13 protein-coding genes are annotated in these 16,311 nt (G+C 65.7%); 2 read left to right on the top strand and 11 right to left on the bottom strand.

Annotated elements, in window-relative coordinates:
* Positions 1–29: 29 nt before the first annotated feature.
* Positions 30–1,880, bottom strand: coding sequence for a feruloyl-CoA synthase (locus tag IVB23_RS22870; protein WP_247800125.1), 1,851 nt, complete (start codon positions 1,878–1,880; stop codon positions 30–32).
* A gap of 150 nt (positions 1,881–2,030) precedes the next feature.
* Here IVB23_RS22870 and IVB23_RS22865 point away from each other — a divergent pair, with 150 nt between their 5' ends.
* Positions 2,031–2,537, top strand: a complete 507-nt coding sequence (locus IVB23_RS22865) for a MarR family winged helix-turn-helix transcriptional regulator (RefSeq protein ID WP_247800124.1) — start codon at positions 2,031–2,033, stop codon at positions 2,535–2,537.
* Positions 2,538–2,732: 195 nt separating this feature from the next.
* The gene (gene atzF, locus IVB23_RS22860; protein WP_247800123.1) at positions 2,733–4,538 is read left to right on the top strand and encodes an allophanate hydrolase; all 1,806 of its coding nucleotides are present in this window, start codon (positions 2,733–2,735) and stop codon (positions 4,536–4,538) included.
* A 203-nt stretch (positions 4,539–4,741) separates the two neighbouring features.
* Here the strand turns inward: atzF and IVB23_RS22855 are convergent, their stop codons facing one another.
* The 10 genes from IVB23_RS22855 to ugpB form a co-directional block, all read right to left on the bottom strand.
* The gene (locus IVB23_RS22855; RefSeq protein WP_061879702.1) at positions 4,742–5,464 is read right to left on the bottom strand and encodes a GntR family transcriptional regulator; all 723 of its coding nucleotides are present in this window, start codon (positions 5,462–5,464) and stop codon (positions 4,742–4,744) included.
* Positions 5,465–5,468: 4 nt separating this feature from the next.
* Positions 5,469–5,861 (bottom strand): oxalurate catabolism protein HpxZ, encoded by a 393-nt coding sequence (gene hpxZ / locus IVB23_RS22850; RefSeq protein ID WP_061879703.1) that lies wholly within the window; start codon positions 5,859–5,861, stop codon positions 5,469–5,471.
* Between the two features lies 1 nt (position 5,862).
* Positions 5,863–7,257 (bottom strand): AtzE family amidohydrolase, encoded by a 1,395-nt coding sequence (locus tag IVB23_RS22845; RefSeq protein WP_247800122.1) that lies wholly within the window; start codon positions 7,255–7,257, stop codon positions 5,863–5,865.
* Positions 7,258–7,264: 7 nt separating this feature from the next.
* The gene (locus IVB23_RS22840) at positions 7,265–7,456 is read right to left on the bottom strand and encodes a DUF4089 domain-containing protein (RefSeq protein ID WP_247800121.1); all 192 of its coding nucleotides are present in this window, start codon (positions 7,454–7,456) and stop codon (positions 7,265–7,267) included.
* Positions 7,457–7,554: 98 nt separating this feature from the next.
* The gene (locus tag IVB23_RS22835) at positions 7,555–9,402 is read right to left on the bottom strand and encodes an ABC transporter ATP-binding protein (RefSeq protein ID WP_247800120.1); all 1,848 of its coding nucleotides are present in this window, start codon (positions 9,400–9,402) and stop codon (positions 7,555–7,557) included.
* Positions 9,403–9,602: 200 nt separating this feature from the next.
* A complete protein-coding gene (locus IVB23_RS22830; protein WP_247800119.1) occupies positions 9,603–10,502 on the bottom strand; it encodes an ABC transporter permease in 900 nt (299 codons plus the stop codon).
* 9 nt (positions 10,503–10,511) lie between these two features.
* A complete protein-coding gene (locus IVB23_RS22825; protein WP_061879735.1) occupies positions 10,512–11,525 on the bottom strand; it encodes an ABC transporter permease in 1,014 nt (337 codons plus the stop codon).
* A gap of 197 nt (positions 11,526–11,722) precedes the next feature.
* Positions 11,723–13,345 (bottom strand): ABC transporter substrate-binding protein, encoded by a 1,623-nt coding sequence (locus tag IVB23_RS22820; RefSeq protein WP_247800118.1) that lies wholly within the window; start codon positions 13,343–13,345, stop codon positions 11,723–11,725.
* A gap of 381 nt (positions 13,346–13,726) precedes the next feature.
* A complete protein-coding gene (locus IVB23_RS22815; RefSeq protein WP_247800117.1) occupies positions 13,727–14,686 on the bottom strand; it encodes an aminoglycoside 3'-phosphotransferase/choline kinase family protein in 960 nt (319 codons plus the stop codon).
* 224 nt (positions 14,687–14,910) lie between these two features.
* Positions 14,911–16,233 (bottom strand): sn-glycerol-3-phosphate ABC transporter substrate-binding protein UgpB, encoded by a 1,323-nt coding sequence (ugpB, locus tag IVB23_RS22810; protein WP_247800116.1) that lies wholly within the window; start codon positions 16,231–16,233, stop codon positions 14,911–14,913.
* Positions 16,234–16,311 lie beyond the last annotated feature (78 nt).

The following is a 16,311-nucleotide window of genomic DNA, read 5'->3' as shown; positions in this document are numbered from 1 at the left end:
AGCTTACGAGTGGAGAGAACCTCTACTCCTTACGGACCGACCCACTCCGCCGACGCATCATCATTCAGCCGCGCCACTGCATCGGCACGGCGCGTCAATACGGCGCGCTGATTGATGTAGCCCTTGTCGGTGATCTCGCCGCCATCCACCGATGGCGGCTCGGCGAGAAGCAGCGCGCGCGTGGCATGGCCGGAGGAGTTGGGGCCCTGCAGTTTCAGCCTCGCCAGGCCTTGCGCGATCGCGGTTCTGATCAGGTCATGCGCGAGCACGTCGTTCACAGCCGCTGTCTCGGGCAGACCGGCATGGGCGCGGCAAGCTGCGTTGTTTGGAAATACCAGGAAGCGCACCTCGTCGCCGCCATGACCGGTGACGACGATGTCCTGCGCGAGCGGCGCCAGCGCGGCGATGCCGGCAACGCGCAACGTGCCGACGCTGACCCATGTGCCTGAGTTGAGCTTGAAGTCTTCGGCAACGCGGCCGTCGAAGAACAGGCCGCGCTCCGGCCGCGCGCTGTCAGCAAGCTTCACCGCGTCGCCGATCAGGTAGAAGCCCTCCTCGTCGAACGCTTGCCTGGTCAGCTCCGGCGCCTTCCAATAGCCGGGCGTGACATTGGGGCCGCGCACCCGCACCTCCAGCTTGTCGCCGGAGCCGACGAGTTTCAATTCGGTGCCGGGAATGGGCACGCCGATGTTGCCGGAGCGCTCGGCGAGGAAATGACAGTCGGTGGCGAGCGGTGAGGTTTCGGTCGAGCCCCAGGCCGAGACCATCGGCAACGCACGGCCGACGGTCTCGATGGAGAGCTGCTCCAGGGCATCCCAGAGATTCTGCGGGAGCGCAGCGCCGGCATAGAAGGCGAATTTCACCTCGCCGAAGAAGCGGCGGCGCAGTTCCTCGTCGCTGCGCAGCGCCGCGATCAGCATGTCGAAGCCGCGCGGCACGTTGAAATAGACCGTCGGCATCACGCTTTTCAGATTGGCGAGCGACGTCGCGAACAGGCCGGGGGCAGGCTTGCCGCCGTCGATATAGAGCGAGCCGCCATTGCGCAGCACGAGGTTGAAATTGTGGTTGGCGCCGAAGGTGTGACTCCAGGGCAGCCAGTCGAGGATGACGAGATTGCCGGGGCCCTCGTCGAGAAAGGTCCAGGTCTGCGCCTTCGCTTGCTGACTGGAGGTCAGCATGCGCTGGGTGTTGATGACCGCCTTGGGCGTGCCGGTCGAGCCTGACGTGAACAGGAGTTTTGCGATCGTGTCCGGCGTGAGCGCGGCAAAGGCCCTTGCGACGTCGGGCGTCTCGGGCGTTGCCGCAACGGTGCAGAAGGCGAGTACGCCATCGTCATCGGCATTGCCACTGATGATCTGAGCCTGGTGCAGCGGCTCGATAGCTGCCAGCGCTGCCGCGAATGGCTTGGTCGCGGAGACGTAGATCGCGCCCGGCTCGAGCAGCGCAATCATGCTCTTGAGCTTGTCGAAGTCTCTCGACATCAGCGAATAGGCGGGCGAGATCGCGGCCGAGGGCACGCCCACATGCTGGGCGGCAAGCGCGAGCAGCGCGTGATCAATGCTGTTGTCGGAGAGGATCGCGAGCGGGTGCTCTGCGGAGAGGCCTTGCGCCAAGATCCAGGACGCGGCGGCGCGCACCTTCCGCAACGCCTCGGCATAGGTGACGGTGGTCCAGGGCGCTTCGACAGTGCCGCGTTCGGCCAGGAAGATCGCATCCGGCGTTCGCCGCGCCCATTGCTCCAGCCAGTCGCCGACGCAACGGGCGCCATTGCGCAACGGATCGGGCGATCGCAGCATGATGCTGCCGTCGGCGCGTTGCTCTGCGATCGTCCTTGGCGTTGCGAACAGGCCTGCAACGTCACCATCTGGGGCGACTGTCATGTGTTTCCTCCTCCGCCCGGATATGGGATCGGCCGCAGCCTCGTCCGGGCCGCTTTGGTCATAATGTTGGGCATGGCAATTGTTGTCGTCAACAACAATCTTTCGCTCAGGCCCACGAGGCGCTAGGGTTGCGCGACAGGAGAGACCGACGTGACAGCCAGTGCAGCCCGGGTCGACAGCCGCCACACCCCGCGAAAGCGCGCCGGCAACGGCGCAGCACCACGCGATGTCGCCGACGACGTCGGCCTCGACGCACTGGCCGGCCATGCCGGCTATGCGGTGCGGCGTTTCCAGATCTGGATCTTTCAGGACTTCATCAAGACGCTCGGCGAGGTCGACATCCGGCCGACGCAATATTCGGTGCTGACGGTGATCGGCGCCAATCCGGGCCTGTCGCAGATGGCGGTGGCCAAGCGCCTCGGCATCGAGCGCGCCCGGCTGGTGCACCTGCTCGACAGCCTCGAACAGCGCAAGCTGGTGAAGCGAATCAAGTCGAAGGAAGACCGGCGCTCCCACGCCTTGCACCTCACGGCGCTGGGCGAGACCGCGCTGGCGAAATTCAAGCGGCTCGCGGCCGAGCACGAGCGGCACGTCGAGGCGAAGATCGGCAGGGAGAACAGGGCGCAGTTGCTCCGGATCCTCGCCGGCTTCACCTGACCTCGATCTGCCCATGATTTGGGCAGATGCACGTCACGGGTCGCCGGCGCGCCCGCTCGCGCCCCTGCCGAAATATCCCCCAACCCACTGATCTCACGATAATATCCTGGGTAATTGTCCTGCCCGGATAATGTACACAATGGCACATCGCTTGCTTCACTCCGGGTGAGGACATGTTGCCGGAGTTTTGTCGCCATGGGGGCTGAGCAGCCTGAAACGATCGCCGCGATTGTGGCCGCGCACCGCGCGGGCCGGCTTTCGCCGGCGCAGACGGTCGCGCGGACCTATCAGCGCATCCGCGACCACAATGACCCCGCCGTGTTCATCAGCCTGCGCGACGAGACGGACGCGATCGCAGAGGCCGAACGTCTCGCCACGAAGGGCGCCGCCGGCCTGCCGCTCTATGGCGTGCCGGTTGCGGTGAAGGACAATATCGACGCGCTGGGCTTTCCGACCACGGCCGCCTGCCCGGCCTTCTCGTACACGCCGGCGCACGATTCGACCGCCGTGGAGCGCCTGCGCGCCGCCGGCGCCATCATCATCGGCAAGACCAATCTCGACCAGTTCGCGACCGGCCTCGTCGGCGTCCGTTCGCCCTACGGCATCCCCAAAAACTCGATCCGCGAGGATCTCATTCCCGGCGGCTCGAGCTCGGGCTCGGCTGCCGCGGTCGGCGCCGGGCTGGTGCCGCTGTCGCTCGGCACCGACACCGCCGGCTCCGGCCGCGTGCCGGCGATGCTCAACAACATCGTCGGGCTGAAGCCGAGCCTCGGCATGATCTCGACGGCGGGCCTGGTGCCGGCCTGCCGCACGCTCGACTGCATCTCGGTGTTCGCACTGACGGTGGACGACGCCGCCCTCGCGCTGTCGGTGATGGCGGGACCGGACCAGGCCGATCCGTTCTCGCGCGACCGGCCGCTTGGCGCGATCACGCCGATGCCGCCAAACTTGCGCCTGGGCGTGCCGCGCAACGGGCAGTTGATCTTCTTCGGCGACAGGAAAGCGGAAGCCGCTTACGGCGATGCGCTGAAGCGATGGACTGCGCTTGGGGCGACATTGGTCGAGTTCGACCTCGAACCGTTCTACGAGACGGCGCGGCTGCTGTATGAGGGGCCCTGGGTCGCCGAGCGCTATCTCGTGATCAAGGACCTGCTTGCCTCCGCGCCCGACACGATCCATCCCGTGACGCGCGAGATCACCGCCGCCGGCGCGCGGCTGACCGCGGTGGAAACCTTCTCGGCGCTCTATCGTCTGCAAGGGCTGCGCAAGATCGCCGAGCGCACATTCGCCAATATTGACGCGCTGGTGCTGCCGACGGCGCCGACGGCCTACACGACCGCACAGGTGCTCGCCAACCCGATCGAGCTCAACAGCCGTCTCGGCACCTATACCAATTTCGTCAACCTGCTCGACCTCTGCGGCCTCGCCTTACCCGCATCGATGCGCAGCGACGGCATTCCGTTCGGCATCACGCTGCTCGCGCCCGCAGGACGCGATGCGCTGCTCGCCAGCATCGGCCGCGTCTTCCATGCAGATACCCAGCTGATCGTTGGCGCGAGGGGGGTGGCGCAGCCGCCGCTCGCAGCGCTCGCCACCAGCAGCAGCGACGAGATCCCGATCGCGGTCGTCGGCGCGCATCTCTCCGGCATGGCATTGAACGGCGAACTGACGACGCTCGACGGCCGCCTGATCGAGGTCACCAAAACCGCGCCGGATTACAAGCTCTATGCGCTGCCGACCACGCCGGCCAAGCCGGGCATGCTGCGTGTCGCAGCCGGCGAGGGCACCGCGATCGAGCTCGAGATCTGGTCGCTGTCGCCGTCCGCCTTCGGCAGATTCGTCAACGCGATCCCGGCACCGATGGCGATCGGCACCGTTCGCTTGGCGGACGGCCGCAGCGTGAAGGGGTTTCTCGTCGAGCCGGAGGTGCTGGACGAAGCGCGAGACATCACTGCGTATGGCGGCTGGCGGAAATATATGGCGGAAGCCGCGAAGGGGTGAATTCACGCCGCTGTCGTCCCGGACAAGCGCAGCTCCGGACAACGCGTAGCGTTGTCTAGAGCGGAGCGCAGATCCGGGACCCATACCCACAGGGAGCGGCTTTGGGAAGACTGGGAGTGGGAGCTTTGCCTCGCACTGCTCCCTGTGGTTATGGGTCCCCGCGTTCGCGGGGACGACACCGAGGGTGTGGCGGCGGACGGTGGCTACACCGACACCGCGTAGATCTCGTACTCGCCGCGCACCAGCTCGATATGCGCGCGCATCGCCGCTGCGGCACCTTGCTTGTCGCCGCGCATGATGGCGACGACGACGCGGTCGTGCTCGGCGTGCGACTTGGCGAGGCGGCCGAGATTGCGGAACTGGGCGCGGCGGAACGGCTGCACGCGGACGCGGGTGGCGAGCGTGATCTCGGCGATGTAGCCGTTCTGCGAACCGGCATAGATCGCGTTGTGGAAGCGCTCGTTGACCTCGTGGAAGCGCTCGGGATTGCCGGTGTAGCTCAGCACCCGCAGCTCCTCGTGGATGGCCTCCAGGCCGTGACGCTCGGCCGCCGACATGCGTTCGGCGGCGAGGCCTGCGCACAAGGCCTCGAGCTCCGCCATCGCCTCGAACATGCCTTTCAGCCGCTCGACGGATGGCCGCGCCACCACCGCGCCGCGATGGGGCCGTGCCTCGACCAGCCCGCTCGCCACCAGCTGGCGCAGCGCCTCGCGGACCGGGGTGCGCGAGACGTTGAAGCGCCGCGCGATGTCGGTCTCGTCCAGCGGCGCGCCCGGCGCCAGCATCCCGCGCACGATCTCGTCGGCAAGCTGAAGCCGCAGTTCCTCGGCGCGCGTGACTTTCTGCAGCGACGGAAGTGCCCGGTCGACGCGGGGCACCACCGGCTCGGCCGGCAATGTCCCGGGCGGAAGATCGTCAAGCGTCATTCGGTCAGGTCTCTTTCGGCTCGTCGATGATGCTGACATGAGCCGCGACGACGCGCCAGCCCTCCGGGAAGCGAATCCACGTCTGCATCTGCCGGCCGACCTTGCCGGGCGCCGTGTCGCGATAGAACAGGGTGGAGGCCACGGCCGTGTCGCGGCCGTAGCTGGTGATCACCGTCCTTGCGGTGCGCCGGTTCAACCCGACCGGCGAGCGTGCGGCGCGGAAGCCGGAGATCGCCTCATAGCCGTAGAGGTTCTCGCCGATGCCGTAGCGCAGCGTACGGGGATCGTTGCGAAAGAGTTCGCCGAGCGCGGCGACGTCGTTGCTCACGAGGGCCTGCTCATAGCGCTCGAACGCGGCTTTGACTTCCGCGATCACCTCGGGGAGATCGATCTCCATCTCAAAATCCTCTTGGCGTGGGCGCAACAACGACGCCCATCTTCTCCAACGCGTGCGCGACGCGCAGCGCTATGTCCTCGCGCCAAGGCGCGCAGATGATCTGCACGCCGATCGGCAGCGGCTCGAGCGGCACCGGCACTGCAACGACCGGCAGGCCGATGAACGAGATCGGCTGGGTGTGGATGCCGATATTGGCGCGCACCGGCAGCTCGACGCCGTCGAGGTTGAAATTCACCTGGCCGAGCTTTGGCGCGGTGCAGGGCGTCGCCGGCGCCAGCAGCACGTCGACCGATTTGAAGATCTCGGCAAGCTGCGCGCGATACCAGCGGCGGAATTTCTGCGCGCGATCAACCAGCGGCGCCGGCACCATGGCGCCCGCGATCAGCCGGTCGCGTACGGCCGGATCGAAGTCGTTCGGGCGCTTGCGTAGACGATCGAGGTGCAGCGAGGCGCCTTCGGTGGTGGTGATGACGTAGGCGGCCGCGCGGGCGCGCGAGGCTTCAGGCAGGTCGATGACCTTCGTCGCACCAAGCGCCTTGGCAACGCGGCTGACGGCTTCGACCGCTTCCGGAAAGACGTTCTTCTGGAAGTGACCGCCGGCAACGGCGATGCGTAGATCCGAAACCGGATTGGCGAGCAGCGGCAGCGTCGGTTCCAGGCCACGCGTGGTGCACGCGGCATCGTCCGCATCCGGCCCTTGCATCACGTCATAGGCGAGCGCGAGGTCGGTGACGGAGCGCGCGAACGGACCGAGATGATCGAGGCTCGCCACGAACGGGAACGACCGCGCCCGCGACAGCCGGCCATACGTCGGCTTCAGGCCAAAGATGCCGCAGAACGACGACGGCACGCGGATCGAGCCGTTGGTGTCCGAGCCGAGCGCGAGCGGCACCAGCGCGCCGCCGACGGCGCTGCCCGAGCCGCCCGACGAACCGCCGCTCATCCGCGTGGTGTCGTGCGGATTGCGCGAGGGGCCGTCGTGGATGTTCTCGCCCGTGAAGTCGTAAGCGTATTCGCCCATGTTGAGCGCGCCGACGAGAACGGCGCCGGCCGCTTCCATGCGCTCAATCAGCACCGCATCGCGCTTGGCGGATGCGAGGTCGCGGTTGATCTTCGAGCCTGCGCGGGTGGGCAGGCCCGCGACGTCGAACAGGTTCTTCACCGCGAACGGCACGCCGGCGAGCGGGCCGACGGGCTTGCCGGCGGCGATGTCGACGTCGACCGCGCGCGCTTTCGTGCGGGCACGATCGGCGGTGATGTCGGTGAAGGAATTGAGCACACCGTCATGCTGCTGGATGCGCGCCAGCGCGGCTTCCGTGGCATCGAGCGCGGACATCTTCCGGCTTGCGACCGCGCTTGCGATCTCGGAGGCCGTCATCTCTGGCTTGGCGGTCATGGCAGCATCAGGCCGTAAAGACGGGCGCCGGCTCGGTCTCGTCCGGCAGCGCGAATTCGTCGACGAGACGGGCGAGCCGCAGCGAGACCTCGAGGTTGGCGCGCACCGCGGGCCTCCAGGCCTCCTCGAGCGGCAGCGCCAGCGCTTTCGATACGGCGTCGATATAATCGTCCAGGGGTTCGCGTTTACTCGCAGTCACTTTTATCTCCATCTTCGTCATCGCCCGCGAAGGCGGGCGATCCAGTACACACCAACGCTGGTGATTACTGGATGCCCCGCCTGCGCGGGGCATGACACCTAGGCCGGCAACGGCGGATGCGGGATCGCCGTCAGCAGCTCCTTGGTGTAGTCGTCCTGCGGATCGCTCAAGACCTTCTCGGAAGAGCCTTCCTCGACGATTCGACCCGTCCGCATCACAATGACACGATCGCACAACAAGCGCACCACATTCAAATCATGCGAGACGAACAGATAGCTCATACCTAGCCGCGCCTTGAGATCCTGCAGCAGATTGAGCACCACGGCCTGCACCGAGACGTCCAGCGCCGCCGTCGGCTCGTCCAGGATGACCAGCTTCGGATGCAGGGCAATGGCCCGGGCGATGCCGACGCGGGCCTTCTGGCCGCCGGACAATTGGTGCGGGAAGCGGTCGAGCAGGTTGTGCGGCAGGCCGACCATGGTGGCCAGTTCCTCGCAGCGGGCGCGGAGCGCATCGCGGCCCTTGACGTCGCCGAGTTGCATGATGGGGTCGGCGATGGCGCGCGCGGCGGTGAAGCGCGGGTTGAGGCTGTCGGTCGGGTCCTGGAACACCATCTGGATGCGGCTGCGCTGCGGCAGGCGGGCAAAGGCCGATGGCGCGATGCCGGAGATCGCCTCGCCATCGAACTCGATCAGTCCGGAGGTCTGATCGAGGAGACGCATCACCATCATCGACGTCGTCGATTTGCCGCAGCCGGATTCGCCGACGAGGCCGACGCTCTCGCCATGGCCGATCGCAAAGCTGATGCCGTCGACGGCGCGGAACACGTCTGGCTCGACCGGCGGCTTGCGGCCGAACAGTTTGCCGAGCACGGCGGTGGCGCCCTGGCGGGGATATTCCTTGACGAGCTTGTCGACGAGGAGGAGGGGCGCCTTCTCCCCGCTTGCACTGCTCTGCTCCCTCTCCCCGTCCTTCACGGGGAGAGGGTTGGGGTGAGGGGCTACATCTGCGAGCACAATACGCGGAGGCTCCCCCTCACCCGCCGCGCTCTGGGGCGCAATTGTGCTCCCGAGCGCGTCGGCCTCTCCCCGCACGCGGGGAGAGGCGAAGGCAGCGCCCTCCTCCTCTGGCAGCAGATCCCGCAGGCTCACACCCAGCCGCGGCGTCGCGCGCATCAGCTTCTTGGTGTAGGGGTGCTGCGGGTTGGCGAAGATGTCGGCGGCTTTCGCGGTCTCGACGACGCGGCCCTTCTCCATGACGACGACGCGGTCGCAATAGGCGGCAGCCAAGCCGAGATCGTGCGTGATCAGGATGGTCGACATCGCGCGGCGCCTGGTCAGCTCGACGATCAGGTCCATCACCGCCTTCTGCGTGGTGACGTCGAGGCCGGTGGTCGGCTCGTCCGCGATGAGGAGCTGCGGATTGCAGGCGAGCGCGAGCGCGATGACGACGCGCTGGCACATGCCGCCGGAGAGCTCGAACGGATAGGCGTGGTAGCGCTCGCGCGGGCGGGCGATCTTGACCTGCTCCAGCGCCTCGATCGCCTTCTCGCCGTGATCGGCCACCTGGGCCTGCTGCACATGGGTGCGCAGCACGTCCTCGATCTGGTCGCCGACTTTGCGGATCGGGTTCAGCGCGGCGCGCGGGTTCTGGAAGATCATCGAGACCTCGCGGCCGCGCAGGTCGCGCATCTGGTCTTCGGTCGCGGCCTTGACGTCGATGCCGGAGAACATCACCGAACCCTCGGCGATCCGCCCCGCGCGATCGAGGATGCGCATCACGGCATAGGAGGTCACCGACTTGCCGGAGCCGGACTCGCCGACGATGGCGAGCGTCTCGCCCTTGGCCACGGAGATGTCGACGTGCTGCACCGCTTTCACGATGCCGCGACGGGTGGTGAACTCGACGGTGAGGTCCTGAACGTCGAGCAGCGGCTGGGCGGTCATGGACGGCTCCCGTCACTCAAACATTCGAAAACAACCCCATGCACAGTAGAATGGCGACTGAAATCATTGGAGAATTTCCGATGGGCCTTTGCGCGTGAGGGAGGCACCGACCTCTCGCTCCCTCCCCCCTTGTGGGGGAGGGAATGAGAGAGCAGTGCCCTCCTCACATGCACAATCCAGGAGCCCAAACCCAATCATCATCACGTCCTCCGCTGGGGATCGACGATGTCGCGCAGGCCGTCGCCGAGGAGGTTGAAGCAGAACACGGCGATCATCAGCGCGAGGCCGGGGAAGAGCGCGATCCACCATTCCCCTGACACCATGAAGCCGGCGCCCTCCGCGACCATGATGCCCCATTCAGCCGTGGGCGGACGGACGCCGAGACCGATGAAGGACAGGCCCGCGGCATTGAGGATGGCATAGCCCATGGTCAGCGACATCTGCACGATCATGATCGGCATGATGTTCGGCAGGATGTGCACGAGGAGAATGCGGAATTCGCCGTTGCCCGACAGCCGCGCCGCCTGCACGAAGCCGGCATTGCGGCGGACATTGGCTTCGGCACGCGCGACACGGGCGTAGAGCGGGAAGTTCACGATGGCGGTGGCGAGGATGATGTTCTGCACGGTGTTGCCGAGCGCGGCGACGATGCCCATCGCGAGCACGAACAGCGGGAACGCCATGATGGTATCGGCGATGCGGCCGACGATGCGATCGGTCCAGCCGCCGAAGTAACCCGCCGCGATGCCGGCGAGCCCGCCCATCAGGAACACCAGCGCGACGGATGCGACCGCGATGAAGACGTCGAGCCGGGTTGCGACGATGACGCGGCTGAAAATGTCGCGCCCGAGCTGGTCGGTGCCGAACCAGTGCGCCGCCGACGGGGGCTTCAGCGCAGCCACGGTGTCGGAGGCGAGCGGGTCATACGGCACCACATAGGGGCCGAAGATCGCGGCGGCGAGGATCAGGATCAGCAGCGCGAAGGCGAAGCCCGTGACCTTGTTCTCGCTGAGGACGTAGCGAGTCTGTTCGAGGATCGCGACGAGGCCAGAGGTGCGGGCGGGACCGGCAGGTTCGACGGCAGGCGCAACGGAGCTCATGTGGTCCCCCTAGCCTTCAAGTCTGACGCGCGGATCGATCACGCCATACAAGATGTCGATCACGAGGTTGAGCAGCACGTACATCACCGCCATGGTCAGCACGAAGCCCTGCACCGGCGCGAAGTCCGACGAGATCAGCGCTTCCACCGCATAGGAGCCGATGCCGGGCCAGGCGAAGACTTTCTCCACCAGCACGTTGGCCCCCAGCAGGAACGAGAACACCATGCTGAGCGTGGTGATGACCGGCAGCATCGCGTTGCGGAAGGCGTAGGTGACGATCACGGTAGCGGGCGACAGGCCGCTGGCCCGCGCGGTGCGGACGAATTCGGATGCGAGCACCGCCAGCATCGAGGCGCGCGTCATGCGCGCGATCGGCGCCAGCGAGAAGATCGCGAGCGTCGTCGCCGGCAGGATCAGCTGGCTCAGCGCCGAGCGGAATGCCTCGACGTCGCGCGCGAGCAGAGTGTCGATCAGGTAGAAGCCGGTCACCGTCGGCGGCGCGCTGTAGAACACGTCGAGACGGCCGAGCGGCGCGGGCGACCAGCCGAGCCGGAAGTAGAACACATAGACCAGCACGAGGCCGGTGAAGAACACGGGCAGCGACACGCCGGCCGTCGTGGTGACCCGGCAGAGATGGTCGATCCAGGACCCCGGCCGCGTCGCCGCGAGCACACCGAGCGGGATCGCGATCACAACCGAGACGATGAGGCCGAGCAGCGTCAGCTCGGCCGAGGCCGGCAGGCGATTGCGGATCTCGGTGGCGACGGGCTGGCCGGTCGTGAGCGAGTTGCCGAAATCGCCATGGGCGAGATCGTTGGCATAGCGGAAGAACTGCTCGACCAGCGGCTTGTCGAGGCCGAGTTTCTTGCGGATCTGCTCGACCGCTTCTTTCGTTGCGGCAGGGCCGGCGAAGTACGCCGCAGGGTCGCCCGGCAATGCGCGCGTCAGCAGGAAAGTGACGATGACGACGCCGATCAGCGAGGGAATCGCGAACATCAGGCGCTTGCCGATCATGGTCAGCATGGGGACGACCTCTCGCGCTTTGCTTTGAAACGAGATCGCGCTCCGTGAGCCGCTGCGTTCCCTGCCCCCTTGTGGGGGAGGGCTAGGGAGGGGGGTGGCCCCGGGAGAGGTCGGAGTTCGTGGCTACCCCTCTCCCCAACCCTCCCCCACAAGGGGGGAGGGAGTCTGAAGAGCGTGCTCACCTCACCCATGTCCCCTCACCCCTTCGCCATCGCGCGATAGTCGAGCCTGCGGTGGAACCAGTACTGGTAACCGCTGATGTTCTTCTGCATCGCGACGTTGACGAAGGGCTGATACAGCGGGATGCGCGGCACGTCGGTGAAAGCGAGATCGACGAAGCCCTTCACGTCCTTGTCGTAGGTCGCCGTGTCGCCGGTTGAAGCAGCGGTGCGCGCGCCATCGATCAGCTTGTCCATCTCCGCCGACTTGTAGCTCATGGTGTTGAAGACGGAATTATTGCCGTGATAGCACCAGTAGAAGAAGTATTCGGGATAATCGAGCCAGCCCGAGAACACGTTGGTGAAGAGCGGCATCTCCTTCTTGTTGAGCTCGGTGCGCCAGTTGGCGCCGGGCACCTTGTTGATGGTGGTCTTGATGCCGAGCTGAGCGAGACTCTCCTGCACCAGCACGCAGAGCGGCTCGTTGACGCCGGCAAAGTTGAGGTCGAACGAGATCGTGGTCTCGAAACCGTTGGCATAGCCGGCCTCGGCCAGCAGCGCCTTCGCCTTCTCCATGTCGGTGTTGTACTTGTGCGGCTGCGGCCAGGCGACTTCGGTCGGCTTGTCCTTCGGCGCACCGAACATGGGATTGCCAAGGCCGAACAGCACGGCGTCCATGATCTTCTGATACGGCATCGCATAGGCGATCGCCTGCCGCACCTTCGGATTGTCGAACGGCGGCTTGGTCACGTTCATGCCGATATACTGGATGCCGTTCGAGAACGGCAGCGACACCACGTTGAGCTTGCCGTTCGCCTTCATCTCCTGGAAATCCTTGAACGGCAGCTCATAGGAGATGTCGGCGTCGCCGCGCTCGAGCAGCGCGCGGCGGTTGCCGGCCTGCGGCACTATGCGCCAGATCACGCGCTTGATCTTCGGCAGGGGACCGCCGACCCAGTCGTCGTTGCGCTCCATCACCACTTCGGTGCCGGCGGTCCATTTCACCACCTTGTAGGCGCCGGAGCCGGCGGTCTGCTGTTTCGTGAACTCGAGACCCCAGGGATCCTTTTCGCTGGCGTTCTTCTTGACCAGCTCGGAATTGACGATGCAGGGCACGATGACGGCAAGATCGGGGATCGTCAGCCTGTCCTTCTTCAGGAAGTCGACGCGCACCGTATGATCGTCGATCACGACGAACTGCTCCGGCTTGGTCAGCGAACCCGCGCTCATCTGGAAAGTCGGGAAGCCGCCGACGCTGACGGCGCGGTCCAGCGACCACTTGACGTCCTTGGCGGTAACAGGCGCGCCGTCGTGGAATTTGGCGTTCTTCTTGAGCTTGAAGGTCACCGACATGTCGTCGATCTTGAAGTCCTCGGCGAGTTCGCCCTTGAACTTGTCGCGATCGTAATAGGGCACGCCACCGGGGCCGCTCTTCATCTCGTGGCTGATCAGGCGGTCGTAGCAATTCCAGGACACCTCGTAGCCGGGCACGTTGGTGCCGACGCCATGGATGTCGAGATTGTTGGGGCCGCCCTCCGAGACGATCAGCAGCGTCTCCGAGCGGGCATCGGCCTTGGCGGAGGAGATCACGGACGGCATGGCCGGAAGCGCCGCTCCGGCGGCCAACCCGGAAACGGATTTGAGGAAATCGCGGCGTTTCATGAAATGGCTCCAACACAACGTTTTGGTTGGAACTGACTTCGCAAGGTTCGTGCCAGAGCTTAACGAGGTATTACCCGCGGATTAACATACTGATTCCAATCATGTCTGCCATTTCTGGCGGAAGTTGGAGAGAGCGATCACGCCTCGTATTGCATACAAAGAGAGGCAAATGCTTAAAATATAGGCCAACAAATAGAGGAGCCCATTCGGAAGGCGATGGCACGAAAATCCTTCAAGCCACGGTATAACGGTACGATCCCCGCCGTCATTCCGGGCGATGCGCGGCATCGAGCCCGGAATCCATCGGGCCGCAACATGCGCGGAACAATGGATTCCGGGCTCGCCGCTCCGCGGCGCCCCGGAATGACGGGGGGCCGGCGCTCACCCCGCCCAGATCAGCTCCTGCAGCTCAACCAGATCGTCCGCCTTGTCCTGCCAACCCGCGATGCAGATGTGGCTGTTGAGGTCGCTGGCGCGGTGCAGCAGCATCAAGGCCATCAAGCGGCGCTTGAGCGCGAAATCGAGCTTCGTATAGCCAAAGCCTTCGAGCAGGCTCTTCACCCGGCCCGGCCGTCCCGCCGCCATGAAGGCGGCGGGGCCGAGCAGGTCGTAGTCGCGCCATCCCGCGAGCACGTCGCCGAAGTCGAACAGGCCCTTGAGCGACCATTGGCCGTCATCGCAGGCGAGCAGAAAATTCTCGGGGATGTATTCGCCGACCAGGATCACCGGCGGCGCATCCATCGGAATCAGCTGAGCTGCATCGTGGAGGAGATCGTCGAGACCGGCGAGGAATTTCGGCGCAAGGCCGAGACGTGTGTGCCTGGCGCGGCAACCCTGCATCTGCCGGCGCATGAAGTCGTCCCAGCGCGGCTCGATCTGCGCGAGCTCTCCAAGAGGGACGCGCTGCACGGAAGCGATGGTCTCGCCGATCTGGCGCAGCACGCGCTCCTTCTGGTCTTCCGGCAGGGACGGCCAGACCTCCGAGCCGAGCGTGCCGGCAAGGCGCGTGATGACGAGATAGGGCCAGCCGTCGCGCTCACCTTCGGCGACGATCTCGGGAATCGGCAGATCGAGATGGCCGGCGAGCTGCGTCAGCGAACCGCGCTCGGAGATAAACTGCGCGCGCAAGAGCGGCGGGAAGATTTTCAGGATCAGCGTTTCACCCAGGCCGACCACGAGATTGGTGCCAGTCGCAAACACATGCGGGGCGCTGACATCGAGACCGTGTCCGCGCGCGATGTCGAGCGCGATGGGGAGCCATTGTGAGGGAGCTGAGCGAAAGGCGCGGAAGCTTTCCACATCGGTGAGGTCGGGAAGTTGTTGCGATGGCGCAAGGCTCATCCGCAATCGCTCGCGCGAAATTGCTTTGTTTGATTCAGTGCCGGCCCAGGAAATGGTGCACCTCTCCCGCTTGCGGGAGAGGTCGGCACGTAGTGCCGGGTGAGGGTTTTCTCCTCTTGGGGATTGTCCCATTGCGGAGACACCCTCTCCCCAACCCTCCCCCGCAGGCGGGGGAGGGAGCGCACCGTGCCCGCGGCGACAGCCAGGCTCATTCGCAAACGCCCCTACCTGTCCGGGCTTGCGCGTTCGAACTGGCGCAGCAGCTTGTTGCCGCGCTCGACGGCGGAATCCAGTGCGGCTTGCGCGCTCTTCTGGCCGGCAAAGGCCTGCTCCAGCTCGTCCTCGATGGCGCCGCGGATCAGGATGAAGGAGCCGAGCCGGATGCCCTTGGAGTTCTCCGTCGGCGGATGCAGCGTGATCTGCTCGAACGAGATCGCCGAGCCCGGATTGCGCTCGTAGAAGCCCTGCGACCGCGTCAGCTCGAAGGCGGCGCGGGTCACAGGCAGATAGCCGGTGTTCTGGTGCCAGGCGGCCTGCACGGCGGGTTGCGACAGATAGGCAAAGAACCGCGCGACGCCCTTGTATTCCTGGCGGGGACGGTCGCGCAGCACCCAAAGCGTGGCGCCGCCGATGATCGAGTTCTGCGGCGCGTCCTTCACGTCCGGCCAGTACGGCATCATGCCGTAGCCGATCTCGAATTTCGAATTCGCCTTGATGTCGGCACGCGTCGCCGAGGAGCCAATGAAGATGCCGCATTCGCCTTTCTGGAAGCGCGGCTCGGCTGATTGACCGCGGCCGCTGTAGTCGAACAGCCCGGTCTTCTGCCACTCCGCGAGCTGGGCAATGTGCTTGACGAGAAGCGGATTATTGATGGTCAATTCGGCATCAAGCCCGGCAAAGCCGTTCGCCCGCGTCGCCAGGGCCAGATTGTGGAAGGCGGAGAAATTCTCGACATGGATCCAGGACGGCCAGGACGTGGTGAAGCCGCAAGGAGCACCACGGTCGCGCAGGCGCTTCGCGGCCGCTCCCAATTCCGGCCAGGTCTTCGGCGCCGCCTCCGGATCGAGGCCCGCCCCACGGAACATGGTCTTGTTGTAATAGAGGATCGGGGTCGAGGAATTGAACGGGAAGGACAGCAGATTGCCGGCCGCATCGGTGTAGTAGCCGGAGACCGCGGGCAGGTAATCGTCCAGCGAGAACGGCTCGCCCTGGTCCCGCATCAGGCTGAACACCGGATAGATCGCGCCCTTGGCCGCAGTCATGGTTGCGGTGGCGACCTCGTTGACCTGGACGATCGCCGGCTGGCTGCGCGAGCGGAAGGCGAAGATCGCGGCCGTCACCGTCTCGGTGTAATTGCCCTTGTAAGCGGGCACGATCCGGTAGTCGGACTGCGAGGCGTTGAAGTCGGAGGCGAGCTTGTCGAGCTGCCGGCCGAGCTCGCCGGACATGGCGTGCCACAGCGCGATGTCGGTGGCGGCACGCGCAGGCGCGGCCAATGAGAGAGCCGCAAGGGCGGCGACGAGCTGCAAAAGGCGCAGTGCTGACATCACGGTGGCTCTTCCCTTGCCGCACGCCGGAAGACGGCTGCCTTGCTTAAGGCGCGGCATTGGCGGTTTCAACCGGGA

The organism is Bradyrhizobium sp. 191 (assembly GCF_023100985.1).
GTDB classification, from domain to species: Bacteria; Pseudomonadota; Alphaproteobacteria; order Rhizobiales; family Xanthobacteraceae; genus Bradyrhizobium; species Bradyrhizobium diversitatis.
The sequence above is the reverse complement of the archived record's forward strand: the minus strand, read 5'-3'. Positions and strand labels throughout refer to the sequence as shown.